The organism is Staphylococcus sp. HMSC065D05, from assembly GCF_001813195.1.
GTDB classification, from domain to species: Bacteria; Bacillota; Bacilli; order Staphylococcales; family Staphylococcaceae; genus Staphylococcus; species Staphylococcus epidermidis.
This window is the reverse complement of record NZ_KV811748.1, coordinates 1-24657: the sequence shown is the minus strand read 5'-3', so window position 1 is coordinate 24657 and position 24657 is coordinate 1. Positions and strand designations below refer to the sequence as shown.

The window sequence follows — 24657 nt, the reverse complement described above, 5'->3', positions numbered from 1 at the left end:
TATATAATTCCCACTAATTGGGGTCAGTCCAAAACAAACGTTTTGAGTGTAAGTCTTTTTATATGCGTGTATTTGCTTCTTTATTATAAAAGTGATGATTCACATAAAATGAAATAGGGGTGATTATTATCGCAATAATGATGAAAGTCCAATTACTAACTTTAATATATGGTCCAAACGCTAAAAATGATTGCGGTATAAAAAAAACATAAAAAAGAGTGATTAATAATAATGCAATGACACCATAGGTGAGCCACCAGGTCCAATAAGAGTTGTTAAAGCACTGTAATTGTACCGTTTTAAAGTTCATCCAAATAAATAAAAATATAATTACTAAACCAATAATGACAGTTAGGGGAAACGTATAAAAATATAGTAAATTACTATCGCCCCCTATAAAAAAGCCAATCAATCCTTTGAGAAAACAAAAAATACCTATTAAAAGAATGAAGTTATGACTTATATATTTAAAAATGTTTTTAAATGTTTCATTTGGGAGTGCTCTTATCTCTTTTTTAGCATGTGCTTTAGGATCATGGTTGAAAAACTCCATCGCAAGCATTCCAGTGTCACCTGCACGAATTAAGTGTTTCAAAGTACGGTTTAACATTAATTCTGAATCATGAGGGTTAACACGTAAGTCAGCACGCACATATGTCATGTAATTTTCAAATATTTCACGATCGGTATTGTTCAGTCGTAAAGCTTTGACATTATTCTCCTTTGTTAATTGCGCAGTGGATTTCATAATAAAATACTCCCTTAAATTTTAAATTCATAAATAAATACTACTTTAAAAAGGATAACTAAGCTAAATTATCATTTAAAAACATGATGATTAGTATGATAAACACAATCATATCATAATTATTACCTGTATATCATTACTCTTATACAAGTTCAAACGGCTATTGCACAAAATGATAAGAATTGTAAATCTTTTTTCTATTTCACACAAATATCGTTTAATTTTGATAAAAAAGCGCGAATGATATCATAACTAAAAATATAGCTTTAATAAAAGTAAACTTTTATAAATAAAGAGTAAATAATTTCCCATTAAATATATATGTTACTTTGTGAAATTAAATGTAATGAAATGAATTGATATTTTATGTTAAAAAATGATTAAATCAAAAAACCATGTTAAAATAAAGTGTATCGATAAGTAACTACAAAGGAGTCTATCATGAAAAAATGGTTAACCTTACTATTAATTACAACATTGGTGTTAACTGCATGTGGTAAAAGTAACGAAAAAGCTTCTTTAGAAAAAAGCATTGACCAATTAAAAAAAGAAAATAAAGATTTAAAAAAGCAGAAGAAAAAGTTACAAGAGCAAAAGGATAAGCTTAAACACAAACAGGATAGTCTCCAAGAAGATGTAAACGAATTACCTGCTAAAAGCACATCCCGAGATAAGAAAAATAAAGATAATCATGATGCAAAAGAAAAGTCTTCAAATAATCAATCAACATCTGCTAATCATGATGATCAAACTAACAAAATAAAAAGCAATCAAGATGAACATGACGGTCAATCCTCTAAACCACATACACAGCAGAAGCCATCAGAGGATAATAGAAAAAATAATCATCGACAAGAATGATAGTAGTTATTCCTAACGTTTGAATACGAAATGAGAAGGGTATTATATGTGGCGAATAGGTATTAGTGAGTTTAACAAACATTTAGATTGGAAGATAGCGAATAGTTGATAGCTTTAAGAGGAGAGAAGAACGATGCATGAACAAGATTTTAATATTTTAGAAGGTAAAAAGATGACATTAGTAGAGTTAGGTCGTGAGTTAGAGAATCTGACTGGTCGAACTATTAAAGATACAACAGGTGATATTAAACGAGTCATTGCACATTTGCCTAACTTTGAATCAGATACAGATACATTTGTGGCAACATACCACCTTAATCACCAAAATGATTTTATTGATGCGACGTTTGTTGCACCTAAAAATCAAAGTGATCGTTTGAAAGAAATACCGGTACACATTAAACTGATTAGTTATATTTCTAAAAACTAATAAATATAAAAAAGAATATATGTTTAAATAACGCGATATGAGTAGAGTTAAAAACTTCATAACGCGTTAATTTTATATTAAAATATAGGCAAAATAAACATTTTCGATTAAATGGAGTGTTTAAGATGGTTATTTATATTGAAACTGAACGTTTAAACTTAAGAGATTGGAAAACCGAAGATTTATTACCCTTTCAAAAAATGAATGCTAATACGCAAGTACGTAGATACTTCCCTAGTTTACTTAGTTATCGTCGTTCTGAGATAGACATGGAAAATATGGATAGCATAATACAAGAAAGTGGCCTAGGTTTATTTGCTGTCGAGTTGAAAGAGACGGGAGAATGGTTAGGTTTTATAGGTGTGAATTACGTATCAAAAGATAGCCATTACCCTTTTAAAGAGTTACCGTTTTATGAAATAGGGTGGAGGCTAATTCCAGAAGTATGGGGAAATGGTCTAGCTACAGAAGGGGCGGAAGCCGTAATGAAATATGCTAGAGATAAAGGAATTAAAGAATTATATAGTTTTACTTCTGAAAATAATTTGCCCTCTAGAAAAGTCATGGAAAAATTAGGAATGACTTTTTTAGACAATTTTGAATATCCGAATCTTAGTAAATACCATCCCCTTAAACGTCATGTAAGATATTATAAAGAGCTACTTCCTTCTTGAAAGGAAAGTTAGTAGTTCTTGTAAAAATGAAAATTATGACTCATAAAAGCGCCTACATGAAATGGGATTTGTAGTTTTTGTATAATTGAAAATGATCATCCATATAATAAAGAACTGAAGAATAATAAGTTAATAATATAAACTACAAAGTTATTAATTACCAAATTTCTACTTAAATAAGATACGATTATGTTTATTTGATACTTAATTTTAAGATAAATTTTAATAAAGATGAAAGAGTTTGATAATTTTATTGAAAAATACCCACAAATGTTTCTTTAGAGGAAATCATTTGTGGGTTCTCTACTTTTTACGTTATTAATCGTATGTACGTACACCTAACGGTTTGTAATGTTTAAGTCCTTCGATGAGTGATTCTTTAGTATCATATAATGGGGCAAGTTTTTGATATTTCTCATCAATAAATCCTTCTTTAATCATATGGTCGATTAAGTGTTGTAGTGGCTCAAAGAATCCATTTAAATTAAATACACCAATAGGCTTTTGGTGTATACCAATTTGAGCCCAACTATACATTTCAAAAAATTCTTCTAATGAACCAGCGCCACCTGGAGCCATAATAAAAGCATCGGCAAGTTCAGTCATTTTATTTTTTCGCTCATGCATAGAATCTACTAATATAAGCTCACTTACTTTTTGACTTGTTATTTCTCGTTCATCTAACATTTTAGGCATGACGCCGATAGCTTTACCACCATGCTCAAGTACGCCATCTTGAATCGCTCCCATAATGCCGACTGATCCTGCTCCGAATACAAGCTCGTATCCTTGTTCAGCCATATATTTTCCTAATTCGTATGCCTCTTTAACGTAAGACGGGTCTTTTCCTTTACTTGCACCACAATAAACAGCAATTCTTTTCATAATATGCCTCCTAGATTTGATTAATGATTTTTCTAAAAGCCTGCTCGAATTTAAGTCTATCTTCTGTTGTGAAGGGAGGAGGGCCTTTGTGACGACCACCTCGTCTTCTTATTTGAGCATTTAGATATCTTTGATCTAATAAGCTTTGGATGTTGTCTGAGTGATAAATATTTCCTTTATGATGCATGACGGTATGTACTTTATCTATCAGTAGACTGGCAAGTCCATAATCTTGTGTGATGACGATATCATTATTGCTAGCAAGTTCGACTATTTTATAGTCTACCGCATCGGGACCGTCATCAACATATACAGTTTTTACATGTTCGGGTTGTATTTGTTGTGAAAAATGGCTAAAACTTCTTAAAATCGTAACAAAAATGCCTGTCCCTTTCGTCAATTCAATGACAGAATTAACAACAGGACAAGCATCTCCATCTATAATTACGTTAGTCTTCATGGTTAAGAATGATTTGATTCCTTATGTTGTTTTACGACACTGTCAGCCACGTAATTTTCATATTTTTTAAATTCTTTTTTTCTAGCTTTTTCTGCTTCTTCACGCTGTTTTTGTTCTTCTTTATGACGTTTTTCAATATTCTTTTGAAGCTTTTTGTCTAGTTTTTTAATATCTTTACGATTATCTTTTTCTAGTTTTTCGCCTTTTTTCTCAATTTCGTGATCTATTTTACCAGGAGTTAAGCCAACTTGCTCTTCGTATTTTTGAGATTTTTTCATGTCTTTAATACGTTGTTTCTGATTAGCTTCACGTTGCTTTTGTTCTTCTTTATGACGTTTTTCAATATTCTTTTGAAGCTTTTTGTCCATTTTGTCTGCTTCTTTACGATTTTGTTTAGCTAATTTTTCGCCTTTTTTCTCAATGTAAGCTGGATCATTTTCCTTCGCAATTTTCTTCAATTCACGCTTATTATCAAATTCTTGCTTTTTATCTCCTACGTACTCTTTGACGTCTGAAGCTTTATTTGAAATTGCAGATGTTGTTTTTGAAGTTGCTTTAGATGTAGCATTAGTTACTTTCTGTACATCTGGATGTTTTTTAATACGCTTACGTTCAGTTACTAATGGTACGATAACGATTGGTAATACATTGATAAGTGTTTTAATGAGTTTCTTTTTGTCCATACACGTTGCCTCCATAACTTTTACTATTCTTTTTCATACCCTATGATACATGAAAATAAACGATTGATACTAGTTGTATGGTTGAAAATAAATTTTTCATATTAACATCATAAAGTGTTTTTTGTATAACAAAATTTTAAAATTCATATTGCAAAAAATTTTAACTCGGGTTACTTTCTCAGTGGAGGCGATCATATGAAATATAAGATTGAAAAATTGGATGACAGTAGCGTCGTTTATATGAGAATGATAGGTACTTATCAAAGTGATGAAAACTTTGAAATGATGAAGACCTTTAAGCATTGGATTCATACTAATCATTATTGGAAATATGTTGAGAAATACGGTGTGTTAGGTATAGCATTAGATAATCCTCTTCACGTTCAAAGTAATCAATGTAGATATGACGTTGTTTTGAGAATAGATGAAACAGTAAATGATCAGACAATATCTAAAAGAAATTTTATAGGTGGCATCTATGCTGTGTTTAAAATTAGTCATACAAAAAGAAATATAGAGAATTTCTTTAGTCATTTAGAAAATATTTTAAATGAAACTCATTTGCGTATGAGAAATGAACCAATTATAGAGAGATACATTGAGGAAGAGGGAACAGATAAAGTGTGTGAAATGTTAGTGCCTATCTATGAAGTAAATTAAAAAAATAGACAAATTCGATATTTTTTAGTACTCATACTAAAAAACCTTTATAGCAACAAAGTACATTTTATTTATAATAAAGAAAATATAAGGAACAATAAGTTTAATAAAAAACTCTCACCTGTCTGGCGAGAGTTTAATGATAGGTAACTTTCATTACCTAGTAAAACCTTAAACATCTTACAATATTTCAATTTTATACGTAATGATGGTAAACATACTGAAAATAAGTTGATATACAACCATTTCTACATTGTTGAAATAGACTAATGTATTTCATACGTGTGTTTTATTAAATTCCTTTGCCAATACCGAATCCGAAGTATAGGATTGCTATAAAAATAACTAAGACAATTCTATAAATGGCAAAAGGGACTAACTTAACTTTATTAATTAAGTGTAAGAATGTTTTAATTGCAATTAATCCAACAATAAATGCCGCTAAAAATCCTAAAATGTAGAATGGTATATGTGCTAAATGAATGTACTCATAATGTTTTAGTAAAGATAACCCACTTGCAGCTAACATAATAGGTACCGACATAATAAAAGTGAAATCAGATGCAGCTTTATGATTCAATTTCATAAGAACACCAGTTGAAATCGTTGAACCAGATCTACTAAATCCAGGCCACATAGCTATTGCTTGAGAGATACCAATGACAAATGCTTGGAAATAATTAATTTGATCTACTGTTTGAGGATGCTGAACAGTTTTAGAATATTTATCAGCTATAATCATATAAATGGCACCTATAAATAAACCAATTAAGACTGTTGGTACACTAAATAAGTATTTTTCAATTAAATCATCAAATAAAAATCCTAAAATCCCTGCTGGGACCATACCTACTAATACATGTATTAAATTCAGACGTCGTGGTTTTGAACGTCTATCTCCCGCAGTGGAAGGTTCAGGTTTATGTTGACCAATGTGTAAAATTTCTAAGAAGCGTTCTCTAAATACCCAAGCAGCCGCAAATACCGAACCTAACTGTATAACAACTTTAAATGTGAATGCTGATTGAGAACCGAGAAAATTAGTTGACTTTAACCACATATCATCGACAAGTATCATGTGCCCAGTAGAAGAAACAGGGGCGAATTCGGTAAGTCCTTCTACGATACCTAAGATGATGCCTTTTATTAATTCAAGTAAAAACATACTTTACCCACTTTCTTATCTCTATTAATTTATTACTAGTACTCAAAATACCATATTATCATAGCATAGAAAATCATATTGATGGTGTTTACAATCTAAATACTAGACCAAAGTCTTATAAATGTATTAAGTTATGACTAGAATTATTCTGTGAGCGAAATGATTTTAATTTTTTGTAAACACTCTATAATATATGTAGGTGAGATTATTGTGAAAAAACTAACAAAAATGGTTTTAAGTTATAAATTATACCCCGCACTCATGTTAATCATGAGCGTTTTTTTATCTTTTACGGTCGTTGTGCAAAACATTTCAATTTCACACTTTTTAAATCACTTACTGTATTACCAACAACAATCTTTATTATTATTGTTATCAGTTATTTTTATCTCCCTTATTTTAAGGGCAACATTTAATATGCTGATTCAATTTTTAGGAGATCATTTGGCATTTAAAATAAAACATATGCTTAGAGAACAAATGATTTTGAAGAAAAGTGTCCGTTCAATTGGTGAAGAAATAAATATTTTAACTGAAAGTATTGATGGTATCGGTCCGTTCTTTCAGAGTTATTTACCTCAAGTCTTTAAATCAATGTTAATTCCCATCGTTATTATTATTACCATGTGTTTTGTTCATTTACCTACTGCTATTATTATGATAGTTACCGCACCTTTTATTCCATTGTTTTATGTTATTTTTGGACTTAAAACAAGAGATGAGTCGAAGGATCAAATGACATATTTAAACCAGTTTAGTCAACGTTTTTTAAATACTGCTAAAGGTCTTATTACATTTAAACTTTTAAATCAAACGAAACATTCTGAGCAACAACTTTATAAAGACAGTACACGTTTTAGAGATTTAACAATGCGTATTTTGAAAAGTGCCTTTTTATCAGGACTTATGCTTGAGTTCATAAGTATGTTAGGGATTGGATTGGTCGCATTGGAAGTGGCTTTAAGCTTAGTTGTGTTTAACCATATCAACTTTGTGACTGCAGCGATTGCGATTATTTTAGCTCCTGAATTTTATAATGCGATTAAAGACTTAGGTCAAGCATTTCATACAGGTAAGCAAAGTGAAGGTTCTAGCGATGTGGTGTTTTCATTTTTAGAATCTGAAGATAAAGCTGACTCTCCTACATTAAAAGTGGATGAGAAACAGTTTGAACAAGTTTTAATCAAACATGTTGATTTTCAATACGCTAATAGTAATCATATGGCATTGAAAAACATTTCATTTTCGGTAAATAAAGGAGAAAAGGTCGCTATTGTGGGACCGAGTGGTGCAGGGAAATCCACTTTAGCTAAGTTGCTTAGTCAATCAGTAACACCCACACATGGAACACTTTCATTTAACCAAGCATCATTAAATATTGGATTTCTAAGTCAGTGCCCATATATATTTGCAGATTCTATCAAAAATAATATTGCAATGTATGATGATGAGATATGTGATGCACAAGTGATTCAAGTGCTTGATGAAGTGGGGTTAAAAGAGAAAGTACTTTCATTGAAATATGGTATCTATACTTCTATTGGTGAAGGTGGGGAAATGTTATCAGGTGGACAAATGAGACGTATTGAGTTAAGTCGTTTATTATTATTGAAACCTGATATTGTTATTTTTGATGAACCAGCGATAGGATTAGATATTGAAACTGAAAAGGTCATACAACAAGTATTAGAGCATCATTTTTCTACAACGACAGTGTTTATTATTGCACACCGTGATTCAACCATTCGAAGTTCAGCACGGCGTATATATCTCGAAAGTGGTCATCTTATAAAAGATGACTCGATCATTTCTGTTTCGCGTAGTGAGGTGACGATAGATCAATGAAATCACGTATTCATTTTAGTATAGATAGAGATTTAATATGCGCTATCATGGTAGGTGTTTTAGGTGGAATTATAGCATTAGCAATGTTCTTTTTAAGTGGTTATATGATTACTCAAAGTGCGCTAGGTGCGCCACTCTATGCATTAATGATTTTAGTTGTATCTGTTAAATTGTTTGGATTTTTAAGAGCAATCACACGCTATATAGAAAGATTACTTTCACACAAGACGACATTTACAATGTTACGTAATGTACGAGTTCAATTTTTAAAAATGCTATATCCAGTCGTTCCAGATATCTATAGAAAATTTAATTCAAGTGATCTTATTACAAAAATGATAAGCCGTGTAGAAGCTTTACAAAACATATATCTGAGAGTATATTACCCACCGATTGTAATCGGATTAACTGCAATTGTTTCAGTAATGACTATGTTGTTTTTATCTCCTCTACATGCATTAGTGATTACTTTAAGTATGTTATTAACTTTATGGATTGTTCCTTGGTTAAGCGCTAAGAAAGCACGTAAATTAAAGCAACAAGTGACTCAAACGCAAAAAATATTTCTTAAAAGATATTATGATTATAAAGAAGGTCATGAAGAATTAAAACGTTTCAATCGTAGCGATGACTTCAAAAATACAGTTTCCCATGCTTTACGACAATTTGATGATATGCAACTTAAAGAACGCCGATTTCTTTCAATTTATGACTACTTGTTAAACTTAATTGCAATGTTCTCAATATTTATGTGTTTAGTGTTAGGCGCGCAACAGATTCATGATGGTCAGCTCAATGCTATTTATATTACAAGTATTATATTGATGATATTAACTTTATTTGAACAAGCAGTACCTATGAGCAATGTGGCATATTATAAAGCGGATACAGACCAGGCACTTGAAGAGATACACGAGGTTATTGTACCTAATTATAAAATTCCTTCAGAACGTACTAACTTAAAGCGTTCGCAAAATCATTTATTAGAAATTAAAAATGTCACATTTAAATATGAACATCAACATCACTCTATTCTAAAACAGATTAATCTAACCGTTGAATATGGTGATAAGGTAGCAATCATCGGTCCTTCAGGATCAGGTAAAAGTACTTTACTTCAAGTATTACTTGGGCTATATCAAATAGAAGAGGGGAAAGTGAGATTAAATGGTAAAGATATGAACAGTATCAATGACAATGAAAAATATCAAACATTTAATGCAATGCTTCAATCTCAATATATTTTTGATGGTACAATTCGTGATAATTTATTTTCTGAGCAATCAGATGATAACCTCAAAAAGGTTCTCGGAGATGTTGGATTAGAATATTTAAATTTAGATAGAATAGTTACGTTAGACGGTCATAATTTATCAGGTGGGGAAGCTCAACGTCTAAGTTTAGCGAGATTGCTATTAAGACCTTCGGCCGATTTTTGGATATTAGATGAACCTACTACAGCACTAGATATTAATAATACCCAAAAAATTATAAATTTGATTGAATCCTTATCCCAAACACTCATCATAGCTACACATGATTTAGAAATACTTCCAAGATTTAATAAAATTATAGTCATGAATGATGGAGAAATAATAGAAAATGGCTCATATCAAGAATTAATGCAGCATGACGGTTATTTAAAAAAAGTAATAGAAATGAATAGAAACGAAATGAAATTTTTTAATTAAATCATATATAACAAAATCCTGAGACACTAAGTTTTGTCTCAGGATTTTGTTATATATTGGTAGTCGATGACTAAGATGAAAAAGAACTTGTATTCAGTCTTCTCAGTCATAGTTCTCGTTACCACAGGAAGAACATGAATTTAATTCAAATTCTGTCCACACCTTTATTATATAATATGTTTGAGTGTACAATGTATTTAAAACTTAACCTTTAACTTTAGTTTCATGACAGCAACACATTACTTTTCTTTTGTTTCGATAAATGCATCGATGACTTTACCTAATAAACGATTAAGTTCTTTGACCTCATCTTTAGATAAAGAAGAAGCAGTTGCAACTTTCTCAGATGCGTTGCTTAATTCGGGCCTAATCATTTCACTTTTGTCTGTTAAGTGAATAAATACTTCACGTTGATCTACTTCAGAACGTTCACGTTTGATTAAATCAACTTGTTCCATTCTCTTGAGTAATGGTGATACAGTTCCAGTATCAAGTGCTAATTCTGTAACGACCTTTTTGACGTTAACAGGTGATTCATCCCATAATATTGTTAAAACAAGAAATTGTGGGTATGTTAGATTGTACTTTTTAAAGACTTTGTTTGAATAGTAGCGATTAACTTGTCTTTGAGCGTTGTACAAACTAAAGCATAGCTGCTCTTTTAAATTATGTTGTTCAGACATTAAAGTTCTCCTCCAGACATTCTATCCGTATTCTCTTTTTTTCGGATTGGAATCCATCTATGTTGCTTGTTTTATATACAACACTATGATTCAATGTCATGCTAAAATTAAAGTATGTTTAAAGTTTAGAAGATATCTTACATTAAATCAAGTAAAAAGATAATTAAATATTTATGTTATCATATATTAAAATGTTTGTAATAGTAAAGGATATATTAAAATGAAAAATAATAAAAATGAAAAGTTGAAAATCACAATCGTTAGCGGTTTCTTAGGCAGTGGTAAAACTACGTTCCTGACACATTATATTAATGAATTATTAAAAATTGATGAGAAAATAACAGTAATTATGAACGAATTTGGATCATTTGATGTAGATGGTAACCATTTGAGTGAATTAGTCAAAGTATATCCATTATTGAATGGTTGTGTTTGTTGTGATATGAAATCAGATTTAGTTCAACAAATTGAGATGCTCAGTCACAACCATGAAACGGACCATATTATAATAGAAGCAACTGGTATCGCGCATCCTATTGAATTGATCATGGCGTGTCAAGATCCTCGCATAGTTCAGTTTGTTGAACGTCCCCATGTTGTTAGTATTGTTGATGCACTTCGCTTTTTACAAAGACAACAGTATACTGACTCCACAAAGCGTCTCATGGAAGAACAACTCGAGGTAAGCGATGTGCTCGTCGTTAATAAATTAGATTTAATAACTGTTGAAGACAGACATACTTTAAAAAAACAACTTAACGAAGTAAACAAATATAGTTCAAAAATATATACTACTTATGGACAAGTTAATATCGATGAGATGTCACAATTTCGTGATCAATTAGTAATGACACACACACATTCTCATCACCATGGTATAAATAGTATGCAATACACATTTACAACAGCCATTGATCGACAATTATTTTACCAATTTATTTTGCGTATGCCTGATAATGTTTTAAGATTAAAGGGATATGTACAATTTAAAGATGAACCCAATGTGACATATGAGTTTCAATATTCATTTGGTATGCCAGATTATGAAGTTATTAATGGGGATTATCCGTTAACAATAGTATTGATTGGTGAACAACTTGATGTTAACAGATTAAAAAATAAACTCGATATGTTGCAATTCTCATAAATAAGGAGAGTATGATAAAAATGAATGAAGATAACCGTAACAAACAAATTAAATTTGAAAGAAACCTAATCACTTTTCCATATTTAGGTTTTGCCTTTGTTGTCTTATTATTTAATATCTTTTATACCGATGTAAAAATTACAATGGTCTTATTTGGTCTATTCTTTGCTTACAATTTAGGAATGCTTTTTATTGCCTTCATAAGACATTTTAAACGTACACTTATATTAACCTTAATACTAACAATATTAAGTGGTATAGCATTTTTTGTACTGCTTTATGTTTTTGGATTAAATCATGATATTTTTGGATAGTCAGTCATTATATAAATATTTATTTCACATAAGTCTTCAAGCGCTTTGTCATTTCAATGTTATAATTAACATGAATTGGCAAAGCTTTTTGATTTTTAAAGAGAAAATTAAACAAGGGGGCATTGCTTATGGTCAATAGAAGAAAGATATCAATTATTGGTGCGGGACATACAGGAGGGACTCTAGCATTCATTCTTGCACAAAAGGAATTAGCAGAAATTGTGTTGATTGAACGCCAGCAATCAGAGGGGATGGCTAAAGGAAAGGCGTTAGATATTTTAGAAAGCGGACCCATTTGGGGGTTTGACACACCTATACATGGTTCAGTAAATATAGAAGATATTAAAGACTCAGACGTAGTGGTGATGACTGCAGGTATACCTAGGAAATCAGGAATGACAAGAGAAGACTTAGTTCAAACTAATGAACAAATAGTACGAGAAACTGCACTACAAATTGCAACGTATGCACCTCAGTCAATAATTATTGTACTGACTAATCCGGTTGATGTTATGACATATACAGCATTTAAAGCATCAGGTTTTCCTAAAGAACGTATTATTGGTCAATCTGGAATTTTAGACGCTGCAAGATATCGAACTTTTATCGCTCAAGAACTTAACGTGTCTGTCAAAGATGTAAATGGGTTTGTGTTAGGAGGACACGGTGATACGATGTTACCTTTGGTAAATACAACACACATTAATGGGATTCCCGTTAAACATCTTATTTCTAAAGAAAAGATTGATCAAATTGTTGAACGTACACGTAAGGGTGGTGCAGAAATTGTTGAATTATTAGGTCAAGGCTCAGCTTATTATGCACCAGCAACTGCCATATATGAAACTATAGATGCAATTTTTAATGATCGGAAACGTTTATTACCAAGTATTGCTTATCTAGAAGGAGAATACGGATGCTCAGATATTTGTTTTGGTGTTCCTACTATAATAGGATATCAAGGAATAGAAAAGATTATAGAGGTAGATATGAATAATGATGAATATCAACAACTACAACACTCTGCGCAAGCTGTGAGTGAAGTCAAAAACTCATTAAAATTCAAATAAATAACTAGGAAATCCTTCATCGGAAGTTGTTAGATTTTTGTGAAAATTGTGTGAAGGGTATTTGTCGTTGATATATATAAAAGCGCTTTCTTGATATAATGAACATATATTCATAGAATAAGGAGACGATGATAATGGCTAAAGGGGACCAATATCAAGCGCATACTGAAAAATATCATGATAAAAAGTCTAAAAAAAATTATAAACCTGTGTGGATTATCATTAGTTTTATTATTTTAATTACTATCTTGTTATTACCGACACCAGCAGGATTGCCTGTAATGGCTAAAGCAGCATTAGCTATTTTAGCTTTCGCTGTAGTTATGTGGGTTACAGAAGCAGTTACTTATCCAGTTTCTGCAACATTAATTTTAGGATTAATGATACTTTTACTAGGTTTAAGTCCAGTTCAAGATTTATCCGAAAAACTTGGAAACCCTAAAAGTGGCGACATAATACTAAAAGGTAGCGATATTTTAGGAACGAATAACGCGCTTAGTCACGCTTTCAGTGGTTTTTCAACCTCAGCCGTAGCACTTGTAGCTGCAGCATTATTTTTAGCAGCAGCAATGCAGGAAACCAATTTACATAAACGACTTGCATTACTTGTGCTATCAATTGTAGGAAATAAAACTAGAAATATAGTCATTGGGGCTATTTTAGTATCTATTGTTCTAGCATTTTTTGTACCATCAGCTACAGCGCGTGCTGGTGCAGTTGTCCCAATATTACTGGGAATGATTGCTGCATTTAATGTGAGTAAGGATAGTAGACTTGCTTCATTATTAATTATTACTGCTGTACAAGCAGTTTCGATATGGAATATAGGTATTAAAACGGCTGCAGCACAAAATATTGTAGCCATCAATTTTATTAACCAAAATTTAGGACATGATGTATCATGGGGAGAGTGGTTTTTATATGCTGCGCCGTGGTCAATCATTATGTCTATAGCTCTTTATTTTATAATGATTAAGTTTATGCCACCTGAACATGATGAAATTGAAGGTGGAAAACAGTTAATTAAAAAGGAACTTAATAAATTAGGACCAGTCAGTCATAGAGAATGGCGACTAATTGTGATTTCAGTGCTTTTATTATTCTTCTGGTCGACTGAGAAAGTATTGCATCCGATTGATTCAGCTTCGATTACACTAGTTGCTCTAGGTATTATGCTAATGCCAAAGATTGGTGTTATTACTTGGAAAGGTGTTGAAAAGAAGATTCCGTGGGGAACGATTATAGTATTTGGTGTAGGAATCTCACTTGGTAATGTATTACTTAAAACAGGAGCCGCTCAATGGTTAAGCGATCAAACATTTGGTTTAATGGGGCTTAAACATTTACCAATCATAGCAACTATTGCGTTAATTACTTTATTTAATATATTAATACATTTAGGTTTTGCAAGTGCAACGAGCTTAGCCTCTGCGTTAATACCTGTGTTTATTTCTTTGACTTCAACGCTAAATTTAGGTGATCATGCTATTGGTTTTGTATTAATACAACAATTTGTGATTAGTTTTGGTTTCCTGCTACCTGTTAGTGCACCACAAAATATGCTTGCATATGGTACTGGGACTTTTACTGTAAAGGATTTTTTAAAGACAGGTATACCTTTAACGATAGTAGGTTATATTTTAGTTATCGTTTTTAGTTTGACGTATTGGAAATGGCTTGGTTTAGTATAAGTAAAAGATTTAGGTATTTAAATGATAATTATAAATGTCTCGTAAAGTTTAATATTTTAACTTTACGAGACATATTTTATAAATTCGTGGCAAGTTAATCTTAATAGTTGAAATGAAGCGTATAAAAATATATGAATGTAAATAGAATTTAGTATTAGGGTATAACAAAAAATTAATGTTAGGTGGTAATATCTAATGGCTATAGGTGTCATTTTAAATAGAGTTTTTAGGATAAATAATAACCCCTTATTTGATTATATATATAGAAATAAAGAATCTATAAATCAATGTTATTTTATTATTCCAACTGAAGAGTTTGAAGAAGAAGCAAAAAAGAAAGCACAATACTATTATGGGTCCATACAGAAGTTTATGTATGAACTACAACGATATGATATAGAACCCTTTTTGATGTCTTATGATAAATTAATAGATTTTTGTAAAAAACAAGCTATAGACAAAGTTGTTGTTGCAGGTGATATTATGAGTTATCATCACGAAGAATATGATATTTTACATCAAAGAAAACGGTTTAAACAAGCTGATATTCAAGTAATATCATTAAGGGCAAATCATTATTTTAACCCTTGCAAAACACATAATAAACAAGGGGAACCTTATAAAGTATTTACCAGTTTTTATAGAAAATGGCGCCCTTACTTAATGATTAGAGATGAATATGACTATCATTTAGAAGATATTACAAAGGTTGCAGTGAAATCTCAACATAAACTTAAAAAAGATTATCATTCATATGGCATAAGTGAACGTGATGTTCAAAATCGTTGGGCTGAATTTTTATCTCAAGATATCGAAAATTATAAAGAAAACAGGGAATATTTGTCTGAAGTATTAACAAGCCAACTAAGTATTTACTTAGCTTATGGAATGATAGATATTATACAAGTTTTCAACGATTTACTTCAAAATTATGATAAAAATGAACAAAATTACGAAGCTTTTATACGTGAATTGATTTTTAGAGAGTTTTATTATGTATTAATGACCAATTATCCCGAAACAGCTCATGTTGCTTTTAAAGAAAAATACCAACAATTGAAATGGTCTTATGATGAAGAGAATTTTAAATTGTGGAAAGATGGGAATACTGGTTTTCCTATTATTGATGCAGCAATGGAGGAACTTAAAACAACTGGATTTATGCATAATCGCATGAGAATGATAGTTTCTCAATTTTTAACTAAGGATTTGTTTATTGACTGGATTTGGGGTGAGTCATTTTTCAAACAAAAATTAATAGATTATGATGCAGCTTCAAATGTTCACGGATGGCAATGGTCGGCTTCTACTGGAACAGATGCTGTACCATACTTTAGAATGTTTAATCCTATAAGACAAAGCGAGCGTTTTGATAATAATGCTCGATATATTAAAACTTACATTCCAAAATTAAATCAGATAGATGCTAAGTATTTACACGATACCCATAAATTCGAGCAACAAATAAAGGGTCAAGGTGTTGAAATAGGTAAAGACTATCCTAAACAAATGATTGATCACAAAGAAAGTAGACAACGTGTAATGTCAGAATTCAAAGCATTAGATTAAAGAAAAAAGATCTGAACAACAGTATACGTGTGTTCAGATCTTTATCTAGTTACATAAAAAAACAAACATAGATTAAAATATATTCTAACAAAGTTAAAATATACATATATTTAAGGTTTAATTTAGTTTTAAAAGGGACTTCCCAATTTGTATAACGGGTCTCATAATAAAATAATTGCATCAAATATAATCCTATCCCCAACGGTAAACACATTAATAAAATAGCTTTAGTATAGCTCCATCCTATTTGATGCCATAAATGACCTATCATGAGTTGAATCATGATGAGACATACCATTAATATTACTTCAATCATCATTGGTAAAATCTCACCCCTTTAACAAACAATATGACTGTTGCTTGTATGAGCACCATTAGAATGACAAATAGTAACGCTTTAACATCTATGATTAAAAAAACCTCTTTCACAATTTTTAAAGGTGCATTTAATAAATAGACAGTATGTAGTCTTAAGAATCGACCGATGTAAATACCTAATCCATTTAAGAACATTAATATAACTATCAATAGTCGATTTATCCATACATAAGACGTAAAATGTGCAATTTCTAAAAATATAAGAGTTGTGAGGTATATTGCTAAGAGTACGCCAAGTATTAAATAGGTGAAATAAATCCATTCTGTGATGTTTAATCCAGCTAAAAAGTTAAATTGAAATTGGTTTAAGTGTATGAGATCGGTAATCATATAAAATGTGTTTGGAACTAATAATAGAAATATGAGTCCGAAAACAATAAATAAGGGCCATTCAAAAGCTTTGACTGGTTTGAATAATTTTAAAAGTAGACAAAGTTCAAAAGGCACGTATGCTAAAAATAAATTTAACGTCATAAAGTTAAAAATATGTGATTCAGTCAAAGATATAGCAAATAAGATAATGAAATATATTCTTGCAAAGTAACGAGATTGCATAACCACGCACTACTTTCTATAGAGTTTAATAATCGAGAGTTAATGATAACTTTTACATTGAGGCATTTCAAACAATTTGAGGTGCTTTCTGTTTATACAGATGTGAAAGTGAAGAAAAATTAAACCGTACATTCATTAGACTTTGGTAAATTTGATTAAGATTATGTCGAAAGTTTAGGAAGATACAGTTTCGTTTAATTATATGCTAAATTTTTAACTAAAAATAGAGTTTAGTGAAATTTAAATATTAAACTTTTCAAAATGATTGTCATGCCACGTTAAATTGTTATACAATGTAGAAACTTTTAGTAAAGTAAAGTTTTTATGCGAGACATTAAAATTAAAAAATAAACTTGCGATAAAATTCAAAATGATTGGTATGCTTATCATATTAGAAAAAAAAGGGGGGTGTCCTATGAAAAAGCAATTATTTATTCTTTATTTTAATATATTTCTTATATTTTTAGGAATTGGGTTAGTTATTCCTGTACTTCCTGTATATTTAAAGGATTTAGGATTAAAAGGTAGTGATTTAGGAATGCTAGTTGCTGCCTTTGCATTATCACAAATGATTATTTCACCATTTGGTGGGACACTAGCTGATAAATTGGGGAAAAAATTAATTATATGTATCGGTTTAGTATTCTTTTCTGTCTCTGAATTTATGTTCGCAGCCGGTCAAAGTTTTACCATTTTAATCATTTCACGTGTTTTAGGTGGTTTTAGTGCAGGCATGGTCATGCCTGGTGTAACAGGTATGATTGCAGATATTTCTCCAGGAGCTGATAAAGCTAAAAACTTTGGATATATGTCGGCAATTATTAATTCAGGTTTCATATTAGGGCCTGGATTTGGAGGGTTTTTAGCTGAAATTTCACATAGATTACCTTTCTATGTTGCTGGAACATTAGGTGTTGTTGCATTCATTATGTCAGTTTTATTAATTCATAATCCTCACAAAGCAACCACAGATGGATTCCACCAATATCAACCCGAATTATTCACTAAAATTAATTGGAAAGTATTTATTACGCCAGTTATATTAACACTTGTATTAGCATTTGGTTTATCTGCTTTTGAAACATTGTTTTCTTTATATACAGCTGACAAAGTAAAATATACTCCTAAAGATATTTCGATAGCTATTATCGGTGGAGGCGTGTTCGGCGCATTATTCCAGGTATTCTTCTTTGATAAATTTATGAAATATATGAGTGAACTTAATTTTATTGCATGGTCATTACTATATTCAGCTATTGTTCTCGTTATGTTAGTGCTTGCAAACGGTTATTGGACGATTATGATGATTAGCTTTGTTGTTTTTATAGGCTTTGATATGATTAGACCGGCTTTAACCAATTACTTCTCGAATATAGCAGGTAAACGGCAAGGTTTTGCAGGTGGATTGAATTCAACTTTTACCAGTATGGGTAACTTTATAGGTCCTCTTGTAGCTGGTGCATTATTCGATGTTAATTTAGAGTTTCCTTTATATATGGCTATTGCGGTTTCATTAAGTGGAATTATCATTATTTTTATTGAAAAAGGACTTAAGTCACGTCGTAAAGAAGCAAATTAATACTCAAGGGGCCCCAACAAAAAGAATTTCACCAAGAAATTCCACAGACAAGGCAAGTTGGGGTTTGGGGCCCCAACAAAAAGAATTTCACCGAGAAATTCCACGGACAAGGCAAGTTTAGACGGAAGAGGTGGGACACAGTGTTCAAGATGACTTCTGTGTCCCACTTCTTTTGTTTTATAACTTGTAATGCAAAGTTGATGTTATCTCAAATACAAGTTTTAAAAGATTATGAATTATTAGTGGTTTATGTAACAAAAATAACAACCACATTAATGTTATTGTTACAAATATTACAATCTATTTAAATTGTAATCTACATATCTTTTATTAAAAGTTGTTGTGTTAAGATAGAATAAATCTTAAGAGAAATGTGGGTAAGGAGATGAAATTGAAAAACTTATTTTTAAGTTCTGTTGCAGTTATTTTGTCAATTTGTTTAGTACTTTTATTATTTTTAGCTACAAACCAAAATGCATTAGCGAAAGTCCATAAAACAATTTGCACTTTTACTAAAGTAAAAACAGTTTCTCATAACAATATATTCCCTAACTTAAATATGAATCATGTTGCTGAAGCTTCAGAAAAAAACTCTGATTATCAAAAGAATGTTAATAAAACAAATCAACAAAGTGTAAGAACGCAAACATCTTATGATTTCAATCCACAAGAATGTAAAGTAATTGCTTTGAATTACGCTGAGAATCATTTAAGTAAAAAATATAATATAGAGCGTACCTTCAACGAGTCGCTTCATTCAGTATATGTATTTTCTAGTGAAAATAAACTTCATCAAACTAAGGTTAAAGTCAATAAAAGTGGGACTGTACATGCATCAAACATCAATTATCATTAATTAACACGCTTTCTACTATATAAGAAAGGGTGTTTTTTAATAGTGTTAGAGTAAATGAAATAAAGTTTTCATGTTAAAATGAAATGTGAATGATCATTATAAAGGGTGAGTATATGTCTAAAACTAAAAAAACAAATGCTATGCGGATTTTAGATAGAGCTAAAATTAATTATCAAATGAATACTTACGAAGTTACTGACAAGCATCAACATGGAGAAGAAATTGCTCAACTCGTAGGTGCTAAAATAGAAGAAGTCTTTAAAACACTTGTACTAGAGAATTCTAATCATGAACACTATGTTTTTGTCATTCCAGTTAATGAAACGTTAGATATGAAAAAGGCTGCTCATGTTGTTAATGAAAAGAAATTGAACTTAATGCCTCTCGATCAATTAAAACAAGTAACAGGGTATGTTAGAGGAGGGTGTTCCCCTATCGGTATGAAACATTCCTTTAAAACGACGATTGATGCTTCTGCTAGAAATTTAGAAAAAGTTTATATTAGCGGAGGTCAAAGAGGAATGCAAATTATCATTCATGTGAATGATTTAATTGACATGACGAAGGCTCAAGTAGAATCTATTACACAGAATTAATCGTGTATAGACATTTAATGTTTCAACATTATTTGAATAAATTTGTAAAGACATTGTTAAATACTTAGAAAATGATCTCTGAAAATTAAAATGTACGACTTAAATTGTGATGATGTAATTCATTTTAAACACCTAATCGGAAAGGTGTTTTTATTTTTGTCACAAAATGATTGTTTTTGATTGAAAATGGAAGATTTTGATTGAAATATGTAAGCGTAGCCATTACAATATAAGTGAGTTAGGGGAGGTATAGCAGTGATATCAGAAAAACGACAGAATTTAATTTTACAAGAATTAACTCAAAAGGACTTTTTAACACTTCAAGATTTAGTTGATAGAACAGGATGTAGTGCATCAACTATACGAAGAGATTTATCTAAGTTACAAAATATGGGTAAATTACAACGTGTACATGGTGGTGCTACAATTCATCAAAATCGAGTTAAGGAACCTAAGTTATCTGAAAAAAGAACTCAGAATTTACGTGAAAAACAAGAAATCGCTAAACGTGCTGCATGTGATATACAAGATCATGAATGTATATTTCTAGATGCGGGTTCCTCAACTTTTGAGTTAATTCAATATATTGAGGCAAAGGATATTACTGTTGTAACAAACGGAATGACACATGTTGAAGAACTATTAAAGCACGGTATTAAAACTTTAATGGTTGGTGGCCAAGTTAAACCTACGACAATGGCTACAGTTGGTGCTAACGCGTTAGAAACATTAAGACGTTATTGTTTTGATCGCGCTTTTATAGGAATGAACGGTATTGATTTAAAATATGGATTAACAACCCCTGATGAACAAGAAGCTTTGATTAAAGAAACAGCTATGAAACTATCAAATCATAAATATGTGCTTGTCGATCAATCAAAGTTTAATCAAATTTATTTTGCAAGAGTTCCAATTTTAGATGGGCTTAGCATCATAACTTCGCAAAAGGCAATGCAAAGCAAGATGACTGAAGCTTACATGAATGAATTTAATTTTATAGGAGGGAAATCATGATATATACAGTTACTTTCAATCCTTCAATCGATTACATCATTTTTACTGATGGATTTGAAATAGCAGGATTAAATCGGGCAAAAGCAACGTATAAATTTGCTGGAGGTAAGGGGATCAATGTATCAAGAGTACTTAAAACTTTAGATGTTGATTCTACAGCCTTAGGATTTTCAGGAGGTTTCCCTGGGGATTTTATTACTCAAACACTTGAGGACAGTAATATTCAATCAGATTTTGTTCAAGTAGATGAGGATACGCGTATTAATGTGAAACTCAAATCAGGTCAAGAAACAGAAATCAATGCACCCGGACCTAAAGTGACACACGCGCAATTTGAACAACTTTTATCACAAATACGTCGCACTACAAAAGACGATATTGTTATTGTAGCTGGAAGTGTACCGAACAGTATTCCAAGTGATGCTTATGCACAAATCGCACAAATCACTGAAAAAACTGGTGCGCAACTAGTTGTTGATGCAGAAAAAGATCTTGTTGAAACAGTATTACCATATCGACCATTATTTATTAAACCAAACAAAGATGAATTAGAAGTAATGTTTAACACTACAGTCAAGAGTGATGAAGATGTTATAAAATATGGTAAAGAAATTTTAAAAAAGGGGGCACAATCAGTCATCATTTCACTTGGTGGCGATGGTGCGATATATGTTGATCAACATCAAAGTATTAAAGCTGTGAATCCACAAGGACATGTAGTTAATACAGTAGGATCTGGTGATAGTACAGTGGCAGGTATGGTAGCAGGGTTGTCCATGGGTCTTAATGTAGATGAAGCTTTTCAACAGGCCGTAGCTTCAGGAACAGCGACTGCTTTTTCAGAAGATTTAGCGACAAGAGATGCTATAGAAAATATTAAATCTCAAGTGACAATTTCTGTACTTGATGGGGAGTGAAAAAGATGAGAATTACTGAACTGTTAACTAAAGAAACAATAGCGATGGATTTAGATGCTTCTGATAAGAGTGGGGTGATTACTGAGCTAGTTAATCAATTGGATAAAGCAGGTAAGTTAAGTGACCCTGTATCGTTTAAAGAGGCAATTCATAATCGTGAATCTCAGAGTACAACAGGGATTGGTGAAGGTATTGCTATACCACATGCTAAAGTTGCAGCAGTTAAAACACCTGCAATTGCATTCGGTAAATCTAAAGAAGGTGTGGATTATCAGAGTTTAGACATGCAACCTGCACACTTATTCTTTATGATTGCAGCGCCTGAAGGTGGAGCACAAACGCACTTAGATGCACTTGCGAAACTTTCCGGAATATTAATGGATGAGAAAATACGTGAAAAATTAATTCATGCTGAATCTCCTGAAGAAGTGTTAAACATTATCGATGAAGCGGATGATGAGGCAACAAAAGAAGAAGAAGCAGAAGCGAATGAAAATGCAACTGTTCCAACTGACAACTCAAATCAAGATAATAATGAGCCTTATGTTTTAGCAGTTACAGCATGCCCAACTGGTATAGCCCACACATATATGGCACGTGATGCTTTGAAAAAGCAAGCTGAGAAGATGAACATCAAAATTAAAGTTGAAACAAATGGTTCTAGTGGTATTAAAAATCATTTAACTGAACAAGACATAGAACGTGCAACTGGAATAATTGTTGCAGCAGATGTCCATGTAGAAACTGATCGTTTTGATGGAAAAAATGTGGTTGAGGTTCCTGTTGCTGATGGTATTAAACGCCCCGAAGAACTAATTAATACAGCATTAGATACAAATCGTAAACCATTCGTAGCGCAAGGTGGATCGAAAAAACATGACGATAATGAAGAAAAGTTAAGTCCAGGAAAAGCATTCTATAAACACTTAATGAATGGTGTTTCTAATATGTTACCACTTGTTATTTCGGGTGGTATCTTAATGGCAATTGTATTCTTATTCGGCGCAAACTCATTTAAACCTGATAGTTCAGAATATAATGCATTTGCTGAACAATTATGGAATATCGGTAAAAATAGTGCCTTTGCTTTAATTATTCCGATTTTAGCTGGTTTCATTGCACGTAGTATTGCAGATAAACCAGGTTTTGCAGCTGGTTTAGTTGGTGGTATGTTAGCTATTTCTGGAGGTTCTGGATTTATTGGTGGAATTATTGCAGGTTTCTTAGCAGGTTATTTAACTCAAGGAATTAAATATATTACACGTAAATTGCCACAAGCAATTGAAGGCTTGAAACCTACTTTAATCTATCCATTGCTTTCTGTTTCAATTACTGGATTATTAATGGTGTATGTCTTTAATCCGCCAGCAGCTTGGTTAAATCATTTGTTATTAAATGGTTTAAATAGTTTGTCAGGCTCTAATATTATGTTACTTGGTCTTGTGATTGGAGCTATGATGGCAATTGACATGGGCGGTCCATTTAATAAAGCAGCTTATGTATTTGCTACTGCTGCACTAACTGAAGGTAATGCAGCTCCTATTACTGCAGCGATGATTGGTGGTATGATTCCTCCATTAGCTATCGCTACAGCAATGTTAATCTTTAGAAGAAAATTCACTAAAGAGCAAAGAGGCTCAATTGTACCAAACTATGTTATGGGATTATCATTTATTACTGAAGGTGCCATCCCATTCGCAGCTGCCGATCCATTACGTGTGATTCCTTCAATGATGGTTGGTTCAGGTGTGGCTGGAGCAATAGCTTTAGGTTTAGGATCAAGTATCAAAGCCCCTCACGGTGGAATTTTCGTCATTGTTGGTACTGATTTTAGCCATATACTTCAAACTCTTATTGCTTTAGTTGTAGGTACGTTAGTTTCAGCTTTACTTTATGGTTTCTTGAAACCAAAAGTAACAGACAATGAAATTCAAGCATCTCAAGCTATGGATGAATAGTAATCATATAATTAGTAATAACAATGCTTTAAATATTTAGAAAATTAATTGAATTAAACGGTGATTTCCATTTCAAAATAAATGGGAATTGCCGTTTTTTGGTTATGTTGCAAAGTTAGAAAAATATAGCTAATTACCATTTTATCATGTCGTTATTCCCTTAACTGGCTAATATATGCCTAATTTCATGGCAAGGCGAAAATCCGTAGATCTGAAGAGACCTGCGGT

The 24657-nt window shown here is 31.6% G+C and carries 25 protein-coding genes; 17 read left to right on the top strand and 8 right to left on the bottom strand.

Annotated elements, in window-relative coordinates; translation table 11 throughout:
- Nucleotides 1-58: 58 nt before the first annotated feature.
- Nucleotides 59-748 carry a DUF1129 family protein gene (locus HMPREF2897_RS07555; protein ID WP_070592870.1) on the bottom strand — a complete coding sequence of 230 codons (690 nt, stop codon included), beginning with the start codon at nucleotides 746-748 and terminating at the stop codon, nucleotides 59-61.
- 441 nt (nucleotides 749-1189) lie between these two features.
- Here HMPREF2897_RS07555 and HMPREF2897_RS07550 point away from each other — a divergent pair, with 441 nt between their 5' ends.
- The 3 genes from HMPREF2897_RS07550 to HMPREF2897_RS07540 all read left to right on the top strand — a co-directional run bounded on the left by HMPREF2897_RS07550 (nucleotide 1190) and on the right by HMPREF2897_RS07540 (nucleotide 2713).
- Entirely contained in the window at nucleotides 1190-1609 is a 420-nt protein-coding gene (locus HMPREF2897_RS07550) for an SA0632 family lipoprotein (RefSeq protein ID WP_002499291.1), read from the top strand.
- A 133-nt stretch (nucleotides 1610-1742) separates the two neighbouring features.
- Nucleotides 1743-2039: a hypothetical protein gene (locus HMPREF2897_RS07545; RefSeq protein WP_002445863.1), complete on the top strand. Its 297-nt coding sequence runs from the start codon at nucleotides 1743-1745 to the stop codon at nucleotides 2037-2039.
- A gap of 125 nt (nucleotides 2040-2164) precedes the next feature.
- Nucleotides 2165-2713, top strand: coding sequence for a GNAT family N-acetyltransferase (locus HMPREF2897_RS07540; RefSeq protein ID WP_002496368.1), 549 nt, complete (start codon nucleotides 2165-2167; stop codon nucleotides 2711-2713).
- A 318-nt stretch (nucleotides 2714-3031) separates the two neighbouring features.
- Here the strand turns inward: HMPREF2897_RS07540 and HMPREF2897_RS07535 are convergent, their stop codons facing one another.
- From HMPREF2897_RS07535 to HMPREF2897_RS07525, 3 genes are read right to left on the bottom strand one after another with little or no spacing between them, the layout of a single operon-like run.
- A complete protein-coding gene (locus tag HMPREF2897_RS07535) occupies nucleotides 3032-3598 on the bottom strand; it encodes an LOG family protein (protein WP_002445865.1) in 567 nt (188 codons plus the stop codon).
- 10 nt (nucleotides 3599-3608) lie between these two features.
- On the bottom strand, nucleotides 3609-4058 hold the full coding sequence (locus HMPREF2897_RS07530) for a YaiI/YqxD family protein (protein ID WP_002475907.1): 450 nt from the start codon (nucleotides 4056-4058) through the stop codon (nucleotides 3609-3611).
- 2 nt (nucleotides 4059-4060) lie between these two features.
- Nucleotides 4061-4741: a hypothetical protein gene (locus tag HMPREF2897_RS07525; RefSeq protein WP_002457518.1), complete on the bottom strand. Its 681-nt coding sequence runs from the start codon at nucleotides 4739-4741 to the stop codon at nucleotides 4061-4063.
- Between the two features lie 195 nt (nucleotides 4742-4936).
- Here HMPREF2897_RS07525 and HMPREF2897_RS07520 point away from each other — a divergent pair, with 195 nt between their 5' ends.
- Entirely contained in the window at nucleotides 4937-5401 is a 465-nt protein-coding gene (locus HMPREF2897_RS07520; protein ID WP_002445868.1) for a GyrI-like domain-containing protein, read from the top strand.
- A 292-nt stretch (nucleotides 5402-5693) separates the two neighbouring features.
- Here HMPREF2897_RS07520 and HMPREF2897_RS07515 read toward each other — a convergent pair whose 3' ends face one another.
- Nucleotides 5694-6566 (bottom strand): undecaprenyl-diphosphate phosphatase, encoded by an 873-nt coding sequence (locus HMPREF2897_RS07515; RefSeq protein ID WP_002445869.1) that lies wholly within the window; start codon nucleotides 6564-6566, stop codon nucleotides 5694-5696.
- Nucleotides 6567-6776: 210 nt separating this feature from the next.
- Between HMPREF2897_RS07515 and HMPREF2897_RS07510 the strand changes: the two genes are divergently transcribed.
- Both HMPREF2897_RS07510 and cydC read left to right on the top strand, forming a co-directional pair.
- Nucleotides 6777-8411, top strand: a complete 1635-nt coding sequence (locus HMPREF2897_RS07510; RefSeq protein WP_070592869.1) for an ABC transporter ATP-binding protein/permease — start codon at nucleotides 6777-6779, stop codon at nucleotides 8409-8411.
- Entirely contained in the window at nucleotides 8408-10102 is a 1695-nt protein-coding gene (cydC, locus tag HMPREF2897_RS07505; protein ID WP_070592868.1) for a thiol reductant ABC exporter subunit CydC, read from the top strand. Before HMPREF2897_RS07510 ends, cydC begins: the two co-directional genes overlap by 4 nt.
- 239 nt (nucleotides 10103-10341) lie before the next feature.
- Here cydC and mgrA read toward each other — a convergent pair whose 3' ends face one another.
- Nucleotides 10342-10785 carry a global transcriptional regulator MgrA gene (gene mgrA, locus HMPREF2897_RS07500; RefSeq protein WP_002445872.1) on the bottom strand — a complete coding sequence of 148 codons (444 nt, stop codon included), beginning with the start codon at nucleotides 10783-10785 and terminating at the stop codon, nucleotides 10342-10344.
- 220 nt (nucleotides 10786-11005) lie between these two features.
- Between mgrA and HMPREF2897_RS07495 the strand changes: the two genes are divergently transcribed.
- The 5 genes from HMPREF2897_RS07495 (at nucleotide 11006) to HMPREF2897_RS07475 (ending at nucleotide 16576) form a co-directional block, all read left to right on the top strand.
- Entirely contained in the window at nucleotides 11006-11932 is a 927-nt protein-coding gene (locus HMPREF2897_RS07495; RefSeq protein WP_070592867.1) for a CobW family GTP-binding protein, read from the top strand.
- Between the two features lie 20 nt (nucleotides 11933-11952).
- On the top strand, nucleotides 11953-12246 hold the full coding sequence (locus HMPREF2897_RS07490; RefSeq protein WP_002457641.1) for a hypothetical protein: 294 nt from the start codon (nucleotides 11953-11955) through the stop codon (nucleotides 12244-12246).
- 128 nt (nucleotides 12247-12374) lie between these two features.
- Entirely contained in the window at nucleotides 12375-13316 is a 942-nt protein-coding gene (mdh, locus tag HMPREF2897_RS07485; protein ID WP_002490753.1) for a malate dehydrogenase, read from the top strand.
- A gap of 134 nt (nucleotides 13317-13450) precedes the next feature.
- A complete protein-coding gene (locus HMPREF2897_RS07480) occupies nucleotides 13451-15007 on the top strand; it encodes an SLC13 family permease (protein WP_002490781.1) in 1557 nt (518 codons plus the stop codon).
- A 195-nt stretch (nucleotides 15008-15202) separates the two neighbouring features.
- Nucleotides 15203-16576 (top strand): cryptochrome/photolyase family protein, encoded by a 1374-nt coding sequence (locus tag HMPREF2897_RS07475; protein ID WP_002505662.1) that lies wholly within the window; start codon nucleotides 15203-15205, stop codon nucleotides 16574-16576.
- Between the two features lie 49 nt (nucleotides 16577-16625).
- On the opposite strand, the gene HMPREF2897_RS07470 is transcribed toward HMPREF2897_RS07475, so the two are convergent.
- Nucleotides 16626-16895 carry a hypothetical protein gene (locus HMPREF2897_RS07470; protein WP_002445879.1) on the bottom strand — a complete coding sequence of 90 codons (270 nt, stop codon included), beginning with the start codon at nucleotides 16893-16895 and terminating at the stop codon, nucleotides 16626-16628.
- Nucleotides 16892-17509, bottom strand: a complete 618-nt coding sequence (locus tag HMPREF2897_RS07465) for a DUF1361 domain-containing protein (protein WP_070592866.1) — start codon at nucleotides 17507-17509, stop codon at nucleotides 16892-16894. The genes HMPREF2897_RS07470 and HMPREF2897_RS07465 overlap by 4 nt, the downstream gene beginning before the upstream one ends.
- Before the next feature lie 415 nt (nucleotides 17510-17924).
- Between HMPREF2897_RS07465 and norA the strand changes: the two genes are divergently transcribed.
- The 6 genes from norA (at nucleotide 17925) to HMPREF2897_RS07435 (ending at nucleotide 24429) form a co-directional block, all read left to right on the top strand.
- Nucleotides 17925-19088 carry a multidrug efflux MFS transporter NorA gene (gene norA / locus HMPREF2897_RS07460; RefSeq protein WP_070592865.1) on the top strand — a complete coding sequence of 388 codons (1164 nt, stop codon included), beginning with the start codon at nucleotides 17925-17927 and terminating at the stop codon, nucleotides 19086-19088.
- A gap of 385 nt (nucleotides 19089-19473) precedes the next feature.
- Nucleotides 19474-19944, top strand: coding sequence for a hypothetical protein (locus HMPREF2897_RS07455; protein WP_002476310.1), 471 nt, complete (start codon nucleotides 19474-19476; stop codon nucleotides 19942-19944).
- Between the two features lie 113 nt (nucleotides 19945-20057).
- A complete protein-coding gene (ybaK, locus tag HMPREF2897_RS07450; protein ID WP_002457634.1) occupies nucleotides 20058-20540 on the top strand; it encodes a Cys-tRNA(Pro) deacylase in 483 nt (160 codons plus the stop codon).
- A gap of 255 nt (nucleotides 20541-20795) precedes the next feature.
- Complete coding sequence (locus tag HMPREF2897_RS07445; protein ID WP_002457633.1) at nucleotides 20796-21554, top strand: DeoR/GlpR family DNA-binding transcription regulator; 759 nt, start codon at nucleotides 20796-20798, stop codon at nucleotides 21552-21554.
- On the top strand, nucleotides 21551-22471 hold the full coding sequence (gene pfkB, locus HMPREF2897_RS07440; RefSeq protein WP_002476306.1) for a 1-phosphofructokinase: 921 nt from the start codon (nucleotides 21551-21553) through the stop codon (nucleotides 22469-22471). The genes HMPREF2897_RS07445 and pfkB overlap by 4 nt, the downstream gene beginning before the upstream one ends.
- A 5-nt stretch (nucleotides 22472-22476) precedes the next feature.
- Nucleotides 22477-24429, top strand: a complete 1953-nt coding sequence (locus HMPREF2897_RS07435) for a PTS fructose transporter subunit IIABC (RefSeq protein WP_070592864.1) — start codon at nucleotides 22477-22479, stop codon at nucleotides 24427-24429.
- Nucleotides 24430-24657: the final 228 nt, after the last annotated feature.

Bases quoted from the DNA above. Each gene is read 5' to 3' on its own strand.
- mdh (WP_002490753.1), top strand. From the start codon at position 12,375: ATGGTCAATAGAAGAAAGATATCAATTATTGGTGCGGGACATACAGGA.
- HMPREF2897_RS07535 (WP_002445865.1), bottom strand. From the start codon at position 3,598: ATGAAAAGAATTGCTGTTTATTGTGGTGCAAGTAAAGGAAAAGACCCG.
- HMPREF2897_RS07435 (WP_070592864.1), top strand. From the start codon at position 22,477: ATGAGAATTACTGAACTGTTAACTAAAGAAACAATAGCGATGGATTTA.
- HMPREF2897_RS07480 (WP_002490781.1), top strand. From the start codon at position 13,451: ATGGCTAAAGGGGACCAATATCAAGCGCATACTGAAAAATATCATGAT.
- HMPREF2897_RS07530 (WP_002475907.1), bottom strand. From the start codon at position 4,058: ATGAAGACTAACGTAATTATAGATGGAGATGCTTGTCCTGTTGTTAAT.
- HMPREF2897_RS07495 (WP_070592867.1), top strand. From the start codon at position 11,006: ATGAAAAATAATAAAAATGAAAAGTTGAAAATCACAATCGTTAGCGGT.
- HMPREF2897_RS07515 (WP_002445869.1), bottom strand. From the start codon at position 6,566: ATGTTTTTACTTGAATTAATAAAAGGCATCATCTTAGGTATCGTAGAA.
- HMPREF2897_RS07555 (WP_070592870.1), bottom strand. From the start codon at position 748: ATGAAATCCACTGCGCAATTAACAAAGGAGAATAATGTCAAAGCTTTA.
- HMPREF2897_RS07540 (WP_002496368.1), top strand. From the start codon at position 2,165: ATGGTTATTTATATTGAAACTGAACGTTTAAACTTAAGAGATTGGAAA.
- ybaK (WP_002457634.1), top strand. From the start codon at position 20,058: ATGTCTAAAACTAAAAAAACAAATGCTATGCGGATTTTAGATAGAGCT.
- norA (WP_070592865.1), top strand. From the start codon at position 17,925: ATGAAAAAGCAATTATTTATTCTTTATTTTAATATATTTCTTATATTT.
- cydC (WP_070592868.1), top strand. From the start codon at position 8,408: ATGAAATCACGTATTCATTTTAGTATAGATAGAGATTTAATATGCGCT.
- HMPREF2897_RS07520 (WP_002445868.1), top strand. From the start codon at position 4,937: ATGAAATATAAGATTGAAAAATTGGATGACAGTAGCGTCGTTTATATG.
- HMPREF2897_RS07465 (WP_070592866.1), bottom strand. From the start codon at position 17,509: ATGCAATCTCGTTACTTTGCAAGAATATATTTCATTATCTTATTTGCT.
- HMPREF2897_RS07550 (WP_002499291.1), top strand. From the start codon at position 1,190: ATGAAAAAATGGTTAACCTTACTATTAATTACAACATTGGTGTTAACT.
- HMPREF2897_RS07455 (WP_002476310.1), top strand. From the start codon at position 19,474: ATGAAATTGAAAAACTTATTTTTAAGTTCTGTTGCAGTTATTTTGTCA.
- mgrA (WP_002445872.1), bottom strand. From the start codon at position 10,785: ATGTCTGAACAACATAATTTAAAAGAGCAGCTATGCTTTAGTTTGTAC.
- HMPREF2897_RS07490 (WP_002457641.1), top strand. From the start codon at position 11,953: ATGAATGAAGATAACCGTAACAAACAAATTAAATTTGAAAGAAACCTA.
- HMPREF2897_RS07545 (WP_002445863.1), top strand. From the start codon at position 1,743: ATGCATGAACAAGATTTTAATATTTTAGAAGGTAAAAAGATGACATTA.
- HMPREF2897_RS07470 (WP_002445879.1), bottom strand. From the start codon at position 16,895: ATGATGATTGAAGTAATATTAATGGTATGTCTCATCATGATTCAACTC.
- HMPREF2897_RS07525 (WP_002457518.1), bottom strand. From the start codon at position 4,741: ATGGACAAAAAGAAACTCATTAAAACACTTATCAATGTATTACCAATC.
- pfkB (WP_002476306.1), top strand. From the start codon at position 21,551: ATGATATATACAGTTACTTTCAATCCTTCAATCGATTACATCATTTTT.
- HMPREF2897_RS07475 (WP_002505662.1), top strand. From the start codon at position 15,203: ATGGCTATAGGTGTCATTTTAAATAGAGTTTTTAGGATAAATAATAAC.